Annotated in this window: 14 protein-coding genes; 9 read left to right on the top strand and 5 right to left on the bottom strand. The window is 60.3% G+C overall.

The features are described from left to right. Positions 1-89: 89 nt before the first annotated feature. On the bottom strand, positions 90-620 hold the full coding sequence (locus BK667_RS29770) for a ferritin-like domain-containing protein (RefSeq protein ID WP_123599721.1): 531 nt from the start codon (positions 618-620) through the stop codon (positions 90-92). Positions 621-755: 135 nt separating this feature from the next. Beyond that, complete coding sequence (locus tag BK667_RS29765; RefSeq protein ID WP_123599720.1) at positions 756-1,691, bottom strand: LysR substrate-binding domain-containing protein; 936 nt, start codon at positions 1,689-1,691, stop codon at positions 756-758. 120 nt (positions 1,692-1,811) lie between these two features. Here BK667_RS29765 and BK667_RS29760 point away from each other — a divergent pair, with 120 nt between their 5' ends. The 3 genes from BK667_RS29760 to BK667_RS29750 all read left to right on the top strand — a co-directional run bounded on the left by BK667_RS29760 (position 1,812) and on the right by BK667_RS29750 (position 3,744). Next, positions 1,812-2,450 carry an FMN-dependent NADH-azoreductase gene (locus tag BK667_RS29760; RefSeq protein WP_123513982.1) on the top strand — a complete coding sequence of 213 codons (639 nt, stop codon included), beginning with the start codon at positions 1,812-1,814 and terminating at the stop codon, positions 2,448-2,450. After that, entirely contained in the window at positions 2,451-2,756 is a 306-nt protein-coding gene (locus BK667_RS29755) for a DMT family transporter (RefSeq protein WP_123599719.1), read from the top strand. A gap of 97 nt (positions 2,757-2,853) precedes the next feature. Continuing rightward, positions 2,854-3,744 (top strand): esterase/lipase family protein, encoded by an 891-nt coding sequence (locus tag BK667_RS29750; RefSeq protein ID WP_123599718.1) that lies wholly within the window; start codon positions 2,854-2,856, stop codon positions 3,742-3,744. A 91-nt stretch (positions 3,745-3,835) separates the two neighbouring features. On the opposite strand, the gene BK667_RS29745 is transcribed toward BK667_RS29750, so the two are convergent. After that, positions 3,836-4,723 carry a DMT family transporter gene (locus tag BK667_RS29745; protein ID WP_123599717.1) on the bottom strand — a complete coding sequence of 296 codons (888 nt, stop codon included), beginning with the start codon at positions 4,721-4,723 and terminating at the stop codon, positions 3,836-3,838. Between the two features lie 98 nt (positions 4,724-4,821). On the opposite strand from BK667_RS29745, the gene BK667_RS29740 reads away from it, so the two are divergent. From BK667_RS29740 to BK667_RS29725, 4 genes are all read left to right on the top strand, one after another. Then, positions 4,822-5,610 (top strand): AraC family transcriptional regulator, encoded by a 789-nt coding sequence (locus BK667_RS29740; protein ID WP_185058293.1) that lies wholly within the window; start codon positions 4,822-4,824, stop codon positions 5,608-5,610. Positions 5,611-5,682: 72 nt separating this feature from the next. After that, positions 5,683-5,988, top strand: coding sequence for a PsiF family protein (locus BK667_RS29735; protein WP_003221193.1), 306 nt, complete (start codon positions 5,683-5,685; stop codon positions 5,986-5,988). 236 nt (positions 5,989-6,224) lie between these two features. Then, entirely contained in the window at positions 6,225-7,238 is a 1,014-nt protein-coding gene (locus BK667_RS29730) for an AI-2E family transporter (protein WP_123513990.1), read from the top strand. A gap of 179 nt (positions 7,239-7,417) precedes the next feature. After that, entirely contained in the window at positions 7,418-7,741 is a 324-nt protein-coding gene (locus BK667_RS29725) for a thioredoxin family protein (protein WP_123599716.1), read from the top strand. A 244-nt stretch (positions 7,742-7,985) separates the two neighbouring features. Here BK667_RS29725 and BK667_RS29715 read toward each other — a convergent pair whose 3' ends face one another. Beyond that, a complete protein-coding gene (locus BK667_RS29715) occupies positions 7,986-9,260 on the bottom strand; it encodes an Hsp70 family protein (RefSeq protein ID WP_054044063.1) in 1,275 nt (424 codons plus the stop codon). Between the two features lie 299 nt (positions 9,261-9,559). Between BK667_RS29715 and BK667_RS29710 the strand changes: the two genes are divergently transcribed. Next, positions 9,560-10,510, top strand: a complete 951-nt coding sequence (locus tag BK667_RS29710) for a DnaJ C-terminal domain-containing protein (RefSeq protein WP_123513996.1) — start codon at positions 9,560-9,562, stop codon at positions 10,508-10,510. A 27-nt stretch (positions 10,511-10,537) separates the two neighbouring features. Next, positions 10,538-10,843, top strand: coding sequence for a chaperone modulator CbpM (locus tag BK667_RS29705; protein WP_123513998.1), 306 nt, complete (start codon positions 10,538-10,540; stop codon positions 10,841-10,843). Between the two features lie 154 nt (positions 10,844-10,997). On the opposite strand, the gene BK667_RS29700 is transcribed toward BK667_RS29705, so the two are convergent. Then, positions 10,998-12,122: a sensor histidine kinase gene (locus tag BK667_RS29700; protein WP_123599714.1), complete on the bottom strand. Its 1,125-nt coding sequence runs from the start codon at positions 12,120-12,122 to the stop codon at positions 10,998-11,000. Positions 12,123-12,208 lie beyond the last annotated feature (86 nt).

Below are 12,208 nucleotides of genomic sequence, written 5' to 3'. Positions count from 1 at the left end.
TGCCTCAACGGACGCTCTGCGTTCGGTTCTGATGGGACGCAGAGCGTCCCAGGCTGCATTCCCACGCGGAGCGTGGGAACGATCAGGGGTTAGAGGTCTTTCAGGATGTCGGCCATGTCATCCGCATGCTCTTCTTCCTGGGCCAGGATGTCTTCGAAGATGCGCCGGGTGGTCGGGTCTTTTTCGCCGATGTACTGAATGATCTCGCGGTAGCTGTCGATGGCGATCCGCTCGGCGACCAGGTCTTCGTAGACCATCTCCTTGAGGTTATTCCCGGCCACGTATTGGGCGTGGGAATTTTTCGACAGCAGGTCGGGGTTGAATTCCGGCTCGCCGCCCAATTGCACGATGCGCTCGGCCAGACGGTCGGCGTGTTCGGCTTCCTGGGTCGCGTGTTCGAGGAATTCGTCGGCGGCCACGTGGGCCTTGAGGCCGTTGGCCATGAAGTAGTGACGCTTGTAGCGCAACACGCAGACCAACTCAGTGGCCAGCGATTCGTTGAGCAGGCGCAGCACTTCTTCGCGATCGGCGCTGTAGCTTTCGGTCACGGCACCGTTTTCGACGTTCTTGCGGGCCCGCTCACGCAGGGTGGTTACATCAGACAAATGCATGTCGCTCATCTCGATCTCCTGGAGGCTAATCCGGTTGACGTCACGCCTCTAGGGACGTGATCGCTACTTAAGGTGTGAGTAATGAGCGACTCAAAAAGTTTGATGTATTTGACGAACGCAAAAGATCGCAGTCTGCGCCAGCGCCTACAGGGGGATACGTTGTCCTGTAGAGGCTTGCGATCTTGGCAATAGCCCTGACAGCGCGGCTTCTTCCTGCAACCACGCAAAAAACGCCCGCACCGGCGGATGCCGTTCACGCCCCGGCACGCACAATGCGGCATACCCGGCGCCATCCACCTGAACCTCACCCTTGTATGGCACCAGCAAACCACTGGCCACGCTCTCGGACACCAGAATATTGCTCGCCAACACCAACCCTTGGCCGGCAATCGCCGCTTGCAAGGCGTAATGCTCCTCATCGTATTCGCGCACCGCCGGTTGCTCGACCAGCCAGGTTTCACCTGACCGGGCGCACCAGGCCTCCCAGCCGTGGGCGTACAGCTTGGAGTTGTGCCAGCGCACGCTGATCAGCGTGGGCACTCGACTGGCCGCCAATGCGACCTGTTCGGGTGAGCCATAAACGCCGAAGGATTCGTCGAACAGGCACAACCCATACAGGTTCGGGTAGTCGTCGAGGCTGTAGCGCAGCACCAGATCGACGCTGGCGTCCTGATGCAAATCGATGACTTCGCAATGGGTATCGAGCCGCAGGCTGATGGTCGGATGCCGGGCATAGAAACGCCCCAGGCGCGGCACCAACCACAACGCAGCGAAGGCTGCCGTGGTGGAGAGCGTCAAGCTTGCGCCGCTGCGCTGTGGGCGCAGGGTGTCGACGCTCTGGGCCACGTCGAGCAAAGCGCCGTGGAGGCTCAGGAACAACCGTTCGCCGCTATCGGTGAGGCGCACTTGGCGTGGCAGCCTCTCGAACAACGCGATGCCGAGCCAACTCTCCAGCGAGCGGATCTGATGGGAAATCGCGGTGGGCGTTACCGACAGTTCTTCGGCGGCGGCCTTGAAGCTCAGCAAGCGCGAGGCGGATTCGAAGGCGCGCAGGGCGGTCAGCGGCAGTGAGGCAAACATTGGAACTCCATGGATGAAATGGATTCATCCCGACTGACTTTTGTTCATTTGAAGAAGGGCAGCTGCCAGCTTCAAGCTGCAAGCCACACGTGGTTGAGTGTAGTCCTTCAGGAGATTCAGATGAGCACAGTTCTTGCGATTCACGCCAGTCCCCGTGGCGAGCGTTCCCACTCCCGGCGGCTGGCCGAGGTGTTTTTGGCGGCATGGCAAGCGCGTCATCCGCAGTCGCGGTTGACCCGTCGCGAAACCGGGCGAGCGTTGATTCCACCGGTCAACGAAGCCTTCGTGGCGGCGGCGTTTTACCCCGAGCCCGATGCCCGGCCGTTGTCGATGCAGGCCGATCTGGCGTTCAGCGATGAACTGGTGGGTGAATTGCTCGGCCACGATCTGCTGGTGATCTCCACGCCGATGCACAACTTCAGCGTACCCAGCGGCCTCAAGGCCTGGATCGATCAGATTGTGCGGCTCGGGCTGACCTTCAATCACACCCTGGACAATGGCGTAGCGCAGTACGCGCCGCTGGTGCAGGGAAAAAAAGCGTTGATCGTCACCAGTCGCGGCGGGTTCGGTTTCGGGCCGGGCGGTGAGCTGGAATCGCTCAATCATGCCGATACGTTGCTGCGCACGGCGCTGGGTTTCATCGGCATCACCGACATCACGGTGGTCGCCGCCGAGGGTGAAGAGTCGGCCGAGCGGACGTTCCAGATTTCCGTTGCCGAAGCCGAAGAGCGTCTGTTGGCGCTGGCAAGGGAGTTCTAAATGGCTTGGCTGTTCTTGCTGATCGCCGCCGGGTTCGAAGTCACCTTCGCCATGGGCATGAAATACGCCGAAGGCTTTACCCGGCTTTGGCCGTCGGTGATCACGGTCGTGGCGGCGATCGGCGGAATTTACTTCCTGACCCTGGCCATGCGCGAGTTGCCGGTGAGCATCGCCTACCCGATCTGGACCGCCATCGGGTCGTTGGGCACGGTGTTTCTCGGCTTTGCGCTATTGGGCGAAAGCCTGACGGCGCTGAAACTGGTCTCGGTGGGGTTGATCGTGGCGGGGGTGGTGGGGCTGAAGTAACGCGGTTGTCATAGACTCGTCATCTTCGCTGGCGATGCTTGGCTGATGTCTTGCATCCCGCCTTGCGTCACCCCACAGATCACAAGGATGTCCGCCCATGTCGCAAGGTTCCGCCACGCGTTACCCGTTGGTGCTGGTCCCGGGAATGCTCGGGTTTATCCGCTTGCTGCTTTATCCCTACTGGTACGGGATCATCTCGGCATTGCGCCGGGGCGGGGCGGTGGTGTTCGCGGTGCAGGTGTCGCCGCTCAATTCCACCGAAGTGCGTGGTGAGCAGTTGCTGGCGCGCATTGATGAGATCCTGCGGGAAACCGGTGCCGAGAAGGTCAACCTGATCGGCCACAGCCAGGGCTCGTTGACCGCCCGTTATGCCGCTGCCAAACGCCCGGATCGGGTGGCGTCGGTCACTTCAGTGGCCGGGCCCAATCATGGTTCGGAACTGGCGGATTACCTGCACAAACACTATCCGGCAGACAGTGCCAAGGGACGTTTGCTCGCGGTTTTGCTGCGAATCATTGGCGCGTTGATGAGCCTGATGGAAACCGGCTACCGCGGGCCGAAATTGCCGGTGGATATCCATGCGTCCCATGAATCCTTGACCAGCGCAGGCGTGGCGCTGTTCAACCAGCAATATCCACAGGGTTTGCCTGAAACCTGGGGCGGGCAGGGGCCGGAGGAGGTCAACGGTGTGCGTTATTACTCCTGGTCCGGGACTTTACAGCCCGGCAAGACTGATCGCGGCGGCAATTTGTTCGACGGGACCAATCGGTTTTGCCGGTTATTCGCCACGACCTTCGTGCGGGAAAAGGGGCATTGCGACGGGATGGTCGGGCGTTACAGCTCGCACTTGGGGACGGTGATTGGCGATGAATACCCGATGGATCACTTCGATATCGTCAACCAATCGCTGGGGCTGGTGGGGAAGGGCGCGGAGCCGGTGCGGTTGTTTACCGAGCATGCGGCGCGGTTGAAAGCCGCCGGGGTTTAGCCCGCGTCATCGTTCATCGCGGGCAAGCCTTGCTCCTACAGGTTCACGTCGATCCTTTGTAGGAGCAAGGCTTGCCCGCGATGGCGATAGATCAAACGACGACGATTTTACGGCCCAGCACCGTGGTCCAACGCTCCGAAAGAATCACCCCACCCAACGTCAACATCCCGCCCACCAGGTGATACATCGCCAACTGCTCATGCAGCACCACCGCCGCAATCAACGCGGTAATCACCGGCAGCAGATTGAAAAACAGCGTGGTCCGGCTCGGCCCCAGGCGCACCACGGCTTGCATCCACGCCAGCGGCGCAATCATCGAGGCCAGCAGGCAGGCGTAGAGCACCAGCGGAATGTTCTGCTGGGTCAGGCCGGTTTTCGCTGAAACCGCAAACAGCGGAAACAGCACAGCCACCGCCACCCACACTTGCATATACAGCAACACCAACGGCGGCAGGCGCAACTGCCATTTCTTCAGCAGCGTGCTGTAGATCGCATAGGCCAGGGTCGCGATCAGCATCATCGCGTCGCCCAGGTTCACCCCCTGTTCCAGCAATGCGCCGAGGCTGCCGGACGACACCACCACCAAAACACCGGCGAAGGACAGCACCGCACCGGCCAGCGCACCGGCAGTCAGGCGTTGGCCGAGGCTGATAATCGCCATCGCCAGGGACATCAGCGGCATCAACGACAGGATGATGCCCATGTTGGTGGCCGTGGTCAGGCTTGCGGCGAAGTAGGCCAGGCTCTGATAAACCGCCATGCCGAGCACGCCGAGGATGAAAATCTTGCCCAGGTTCGGGCGGATCATCGGCCAGTGGGCGATCACCGGTTTAAGCATGAACGGCGTGAACAAAATCCCGGCGAGCAGCCAGCGATAGAAACCGATCTCGGCGGGGAAAATCGCGCCGGCCGACATCTTGGTGATCACGGTATTGCCGGCCCAGATAAAAATGGCCAGCAGGGGAAACGCATATTGCATGGGAGAGAAACCAGAACGTTGATGAGGCGCAATTATCCGCTTGTCTGGATGCAAGCCTATACTCCGATCCAGACAATCGGCCCTTGATGACGGACAGCATGAGCAGTAAACACATCGATCTGCTGGATTTCAGCGAACTCCCGGCCCCGGTGTACTTCCGCTACGCCGACTTCGACACCCACGAATACGCCGCGGCCCACCGCCACCCGTGGGGCACGCTGGAGTATTCGGCCAACGGCGTGTTGCACATGGAGATCGGCAACAGCCGCTTCATGTCGCCGCCGCAGTATGCGGTGTGGGTGCCGCCGGACACCGAGCACAGCTTCTACAGCAACCAGCCGATCAACTACCGCGCGGTGTGCCTGGCGCCGTCGCTGTGCCGGGACTTGCCGCAGCAGGCTTGCACCCTGGCCATCAGCGACATTCTCAAAGCGATCCTCAAAGACTTCGCTGCCCGGGACGTGAAGATTCCCGAGCAGGACACCGACGTGCGCCTGGCCCAGGTGCTGGTGGATCAACTGCAACAAGCGCCCGAACACGCCTGTTATCTGCCCTATGCCAGCAGTCCGGGGCTGCTCGGGATACTCGAGGCCTTGCAGGTCGAGCCGGGGGATAACCGGCCATTGGCAGATTGGGCGGCGCAGATTCACGTCAGCGAGCGCACCCTGGCCCGGCAGTTCGTGCGGGAATTGGGCATGAGTTTCGGCGAATGGCGCTTGCGCCTGCGCTTTCTCGCCGCCATCGAAGCGCTGGACAGTCCGCGCAGCATCCAGGAAATCGCCTTCGACATGGGCTACAGCACCGGCTCGGCGTTTATCGCGATGTTTGCGCGCCAGGCCGGGTGCACGCCGGAGCAGTATCGACGCAGTCATCTTGAGACAAGGTGAAGGTGTTACGGGGTTTGTCTACACTTCAGGACGAGGCCGCATCCATCGGTGCGGTAACAAGGAGAAAACTCCATGAAGATGTTGCGTGTCCCTTTGTTGATGATCGGCTTGCTGCTCTGCTCCCAGGGCTTCGCCGCCACGGCCCAACAGAACAAAATGACCACCTGCAATGCCGACGCTACCGCGAAAAGCCTCAAGGGCGATGAGCGCAAGACATTCATGAGCACATGCCTCAAAGCTGCCCCGGCGGCCAATGACGCGAAAGTTCTGACCCCGCAGCAAGAGAAAATGAAAACCTGCAACGCCGACGCCAAAACCAAAGCCCTCACGGGGGATGCGCGCAAAACCTTTATGAGTGATTGCCTGAAGAAAAAGTAGGTATTGATTCGAGGAATGTGGGGGCTGTGATTGCTCCATCGCGAGCAAGCTCGCTCCCACATTTGTCTTGCGAACACAGATCCATTGTGGGAGCGAGCTTGCTCGCGATGGGGCCCTAAAGTTCACAGAAAAAAGCCGTCAGTCCCCCGACCAAGGTCGACCTACACAATCCCTAGTGCTGGCCCCGGATCGCTGGCAGACTGCCCATCCTTTTACGCCGTTCGTTTTGAGGCTGTATGCCAACGTTTTCTCAACGTCACGTCTTGCTGTTAATCAGTTGGGTCATCATCTTCGGTGGATTGCTGCTGGTCATCCCGCTGCGCCTGCTGCCCAGCCTGCTGGCCGGGCTGTTGGTATTCGAACTGGTCAACATGCTCACGCCGCAATTACAGCGGCTGATCGAAGGTCGCCGCGCCCGCTGGCTGGCGGTGGCGTTACTGGGCACGTTGGTGGTCAGTGTGCTGGCGTTGATCTTTGCCGGTGCTATCAGCTTCTTGCTGCACGAAGCGGAAAACCCCGGCGCTTCCCTCGACAAATTCATGCACGTGGTCGATCGCGCCCGCGGGCAACTGCCGCCATTTATTGATGCCTACCTGCCGGCCAGCGCCGCCGAATTCCGCGTGGCCATCGGCGAGTGGATGAGCAAACACCTCAGCGACTTGCAACTGGTGGGCAAGGACGCGGCGCACATGTTCGTGACGCTGCTGATCGGCATGGTGCTGGGCGCGATTATCGCCTTGCAGCGTGCCCCGGACGTGACCAAGCGCAAGCCACTGGCCGCCGCGCTGTTCGACCGCTTGCACCTGCTGGTCCAGGCGTTTCGCAACATCGTGTTTGCGCAGATCAAGATTTCCCTGCTCAACACCTTCTTCACCGCGATCTTCCTCGCGCTGATCCTGCCGATGTTCGGCATCAAACTGCCGCTGACCAAAACCCTGATCGTGCTGACCTTCCTGCTCGGCCTGCTGCCGGTGATCGGCAACCTCATGTCGAACACCCTGATCACCATCGTCGGCCTGTCCCTGTCGATCTGGGTCGCCGTGGCGGCGCTGGGTTACCTGATTTTTATCCACAAGCTCGAATACTTCCTCAACGCGCGCATCGTCGGCGGGCAGATCAGTGCCAAGTCGTGGGAGTTGCTGCTGGCAATGCTGGTGTTCGAGGCCGCGTTCGGCCTGCCGGGGGTAGTGGCGGGGCCGATTTATTACGCGTATCTGAAGAGCGAGTTGAAGTTGGTGGGGATGGTTTAGAAGCGGCCGTAAGTTTCAAGCTGCAAGCCTTAAGTAAGAGCGACGCCGCTTGAGGCTTGATGAAGTGTAACGCTGGCTGACACCTGTTATTTCTGACAGTAGACGCGGTTTCTTCGGGCTGATTAGCTTTGAATGCGAGGAATTCACCTCGTGTTCAAATCGAATTCAGGGGAAATGTGATGAGTGTGTCTACCGTGAATGATGGGAATTTCGACGCTGAGGTTCTGCAATCTGCCTTACCTGTCATTGTCGAGTTCGCCAGCGGCGTCAAGGCCAGTGCAAGAATGAGTACCGTCATCGACCAGCTAGCTGCTGCGTATGACGGCAGAATCAAAGTAGTGCGCAAAGAGCTGGATACGGCGGGATCGACCGAAAAGAAATTCGATATCCAGTCAGCGCCGACGACGCTCTTTGTAAAAAGTGGCCAAGAGTTCCGGCAGGTTGTCGGGCAGTACAGCTTAGACTGGATGTCGGGGCGGGCCGATGAGTTGCTTCAGGCCTGACGGGCCCACCGCTCCCACTGAATACCGTGATCCTGTGGGAGCGAGGCTTGCCCGCGAAGGGCGCGCCTCGGTTTTGATGATCGTTCCCACGCTCCGCGTGGGAATGCCTCAAGGGACGCTCCGCGTTCCAGCTCTCGAATGGGACGCGGAGCGTCCCGGGCTGCATTCCCACGCAGAGCGTGGGAACGATCAGTGGTCCTGTAGGAGCGAGGCTTGCCCGCGAAGGGTGCGACGCGGTTTTGGATCAGTCCATCGAGCCGTAACGCTTCATCGCCTCGATCGCCAACCCGCTGCCGATGCTGCCAAAGATGTTCCCTTCCACATGCCGCGCGTTCGGCAGCATCGCCGAGACGCTGTTGCGTAGTGCCGGGATGCCGCTGGAACCGCCGGTGAAGAACACCGTATCGACCTGATCAACTCGCACGTTGGCATCGTTCAGCAACTGCGTGACGCTGTTGCGCACGCGCTCCAGCAGGTTGTCGATGGCGGATTCGAACAGGGCGCGGGTCAGTTCCACGCTCAGGCCCGGCTCGATGCGGTCCAGCGGTACGTGGCGGCTGTCGGCGTGGGTCAGCTGGATCTTGGTTTCTTCCACTTCCATGGCCAGCCAGTGGCCGGCGCGCTGGTCGATCAGCTTGAACAGGCGATCAATGCCGCCGGTGTCTTCGATGTCGTAGCGCATGCTGCCCAGGGCCAGGGTCGACTTTTGCGAGTACACCGAGTTGATGGTGTGCCAGGTCGCCAGGTTCATGTGGTGGCTGGTGGGCATGTAGGCGCCGCTCTTCATGCGGCTGCCGTAGCCGAACAGCGGCATCAGGCCTTGCAGGCTCAGTTGCTTGTCGAAATCGGTCCCGCCGATGTGCACACCGCCGGTGGCGAGGATGTCGTCATGGCGGTTGTCGTGCATGCGCCGCTCAGGGGACAGGCGCACCAGCGAGAAGTCGGAGGTACCACCGCCGATGTCGACGATCAATACCAACTCTTCTTTTTCGATGGTCGACTCGTAGTCGAACGCCGCGGCAATCGGCTCGTATTGGAACGACACGTCCTTGAAGCCGATGGCGCGGGCCACGTCCACCAGGGTGTTTTCCGCTTCCTGGTCCGCCAGCTCATCGTCATCGACGAAAAACACCGGGCGACCCAGCACCACTTCTTCGAACTCGCGACCGGCGGCCGCTTCGGCGCGCTTCTTCAACTGGCCGATAAACAGCCCCAGCAGGTCCTTGAACGGCATCGCTGTGCCAAGGACGCTGGTGTCGTGCTTGATCAGCTTGGAACCCAGCAGGCTCTTGAGCGAGCGCATCAGCCGGCCTTCGTAGCCTTCCAGGTACTCGTGCAGCGCCAACCGGCCATACACCGGGCGGCGTTCTTCGATGTTGAAGAAGACCACCGAGGGCAGGGTGATCTTGTCGTCCTCCAGCGCGATCAGCGTTTCCATGCCGGGGCGCAGCCAACCGACGGTGGAGTTGGACGTGCCGAAGTCGATACCACAGGCACGGGCTGGGGATGCGTTTTTCATGTCTTTCGAGTTCCGGTTAAAAAACGGCCGCGCAGTGTATGCCAGTGCGGCGAAGATTCGAAGGCCGACTATCCGCTAAATCATCACGAATAGCGCCTTGATAAGCTGGCCCGATGCCCCAAACTTGTCTGCATCGACCCTGGCAGCCATTTGGCGGTCGCAAGAACCGCTGTCCGCTGCCGATAAACTTCTGATGCGCTGCCCGGTCACAACCTTGAGATCGGTCAACCTAGTGGCTGCCAATGAGCGCATGCTGCCGGGGTAGCGGCGCGATTTTGATAACGGATGGTGATCCTTAGATGGACTTCAAAGACTATTACAAGATTCTCGGTGTGGAACCGACCGCGGACGATAAGACGATTAAAGCCGCCTATCGCAAGCTGGCCCGCAAATACCACCCCGACGTCAGCAAGGAAAAGGACGCCGAGGCCAAGTTCAAAGACGCCTCGGAAGCCTATGAAGCGCTGAAAAGTGCGGACAAGCGCGCCGAATACGACGATCTGCGCAAATACGGCCAGCACGGCCAACCGTTCCAGGGCCCGCCGGGCTGGCAGGGACGTGGCGCAGGCGGCGGTTTCGGTGGTGGTCAGGACACGGGCGATTTCTCGGACTTCTTCAGTTCGATCTTCGGCAACCGTGGGCCTGGTTTTGGTGGTGGAGAGTCGCGTCGCAGTGCCGGACGTCGAGGGCAAGACGTGGAAATGGAACTTGGGATTTTTCTGGAAGAAACCCTCTCGAACGAATCGAAGAAGGTCACCTTCCAGGTGCCGCAATACAACGCGGCTGGTCAGCATGTGAGCAACACGCCTAAAAGCCTGAACGTGAAAATCCCGGCCGGTGTGGCTGACGGCGAGCGTATCCGCCTCAAGGGCCAAGGGGCTCCGGGCGTCGGCGGTGGCGCCAATGGCGACTTGTTCCTGATCATCCGCTTCGCACCGCACCCTAAATTCGATGTTGAAGGCGAAAACCTGATCATCACCTTGCCGCTGGCGCCGTGGGAACTGGCGTTGGGCGCGGAAGTGGCCGTGCCGACCCTGACCGGCAAGATCAACCTCAAGGTCCCGGCCGGCAGCCAGAACGGCCAGCGCATGCGCGCCAAGGGCCACGGTTTGATGAACAAAAAGGGCGAACGGGGCTTCCTGTTCGTGCAACTCAAGGCTGTGATGCCTAAAGTCTTGGATGATGAAACCAAGGCGTTGTGGCAGGAACTGGCGAAGAAAGCCGCTTTTGATCCACGGGAAAATTTTTGATCCGCTAGAACCCTGGAGCTACTGACAATGAGCAGTCCCCTGATCGTTCAACTGGACATGGCAGAATTCTGTGAGGCGACCGACCTGTCGGACGTCTACGTGATCGAAATCGTCGAACACGGCATCCTCGAACCTCAGGGCTCCGCGCCCAAGGATTGGCTTTTCAACGATTACGAACTGGCACTGGCCAAGCGCGCCGCCAAGCTGCGGCGCGACCTGGAGCTGGAGTGGGAAGGCGTTGCGTTGGCGCTGGACTTGCTGGAAGAAGTGCAGCAATTGCGGGCCGAGAACCGGATGCTCAAGCAGCGGTTAGGGCGGTTGGTGGTTGAGTAGCTGTAAACACTGAACCTGTGGCGAGGGGGCTTGCCCCCGTTGGGCTGCGCAGCAGCCCTAAAACCAGACAACCCAACTCATCAGACACATCGCATTCGCAGGATTTACGACCGCTCGCGGCCGAACGGGGGCAAGCCCCCTCGCCACAGCAGGCTTAAACCTTGCGCGGCAACACCACCGTAAACAACGTCCCATCCGCCTCGTTGGAACTGACCTCGATCGTTCCCCGATGGGCATTCACCACTTCCTTGACGATAAACAAGCCCAAACCAAGGCTGGTCGACGGCTGCCCGAGTTCTTCATCGGCGCTGCGCACCAGAGGATCGAAGATCGTGGTGATCGCGTCTTCCGGGATCGGCACGCCATAGTTATGCACCGTCAGGCGCACGGTTTCGACCTCGCCGCTGAGCACCACCCTGACATCGCGCTTGTTCGAGCCATGCTGCAACGCATTGCCGATCAGGTTTTGCAGCAGTTGACTGATTCGCCCGGCATCCCAAGTGCCGCGCGTATCGCCCTGCACGGTGATGGTCGGATCGCATTCGGGATTGCCGGCGCAGGCCTGGGCAATCGCTTCGTGTGCGGCATCCGCCAGGTCCATCGGTTTCGGTTCGATGGGCAGGCTCTTGCCCAGGCGACTGCGCACCAGCTCCAGCAAATCGCTGACCATCGCCGCCATGTGTCGGGTGCCGCGCTTGATGTGGTGCGCACAGGCCAGGGCATCGCCTTCAAGATGGGTTTTGCGCATCAGCATCTCGGTGGACATGCTCACCGCTTGCAACGGCGCGCGCAGGTCATGGCCGAGGATGGCGAGGAAAATGTCCCGCGAATGATTGACCTGATCGGCATAGGCCGCCGTCGATTCGGCCAGGGCTTCGTCGATGGCTTCGTTGAAACGGATCATGTCCTGAAAATAATCCAGGTCCGGGGTCTTCAAACTGTTGACCCACAACCGAATCACACAGGCGCGCAAATGACGGAACTCGGAGGTCATCTGCACCAGGTCAAACCCGACGTTGTGCCGTAGCTCGCCATGACTGGCGGCGGCCTGATCCAGGCTGGGGGTTTTCTCCGGGCCGTCGCCCTTGGCCTTGGCGGCTTGCTCATGGGCGGTCTGGGCGGTGGTCATGTCCCGCGCGGCGGCCAGCAGGATCGATCGGGCGTGGTCGCGCAGGGTCTCGCGGTCCAGGCTCTCTGTGGCGGTGAGTTCCCGGGCAAACTGCTCCCATTCGGCGACGATGCGCTCGACTTCCAGCACAATGAACTCGTTTAAACGCATGAACCATAACCTCCAGCATGAGCAGGAAAGTAAAACGCATCTTAGCGGTTTCGCCAGCGGATACACACCGTCCAACTGCAATGCAC

The organism is Pseudomonas frederiksbergensis (assembly GCF_003732705.1).
In the GTDB taxonomy this organism is placed as follows: domain Bacteria; phylum Pseudomonadota; class Gammaproteobacteria; order Pseudomonadales; family Pseudomonadaceae; genus Aquipseudomonas; species Aquipseudomonas frederiksbergensis_F.
This window is presented reverse-complemented; position numbering and strand designations above follow the sequence as displayed.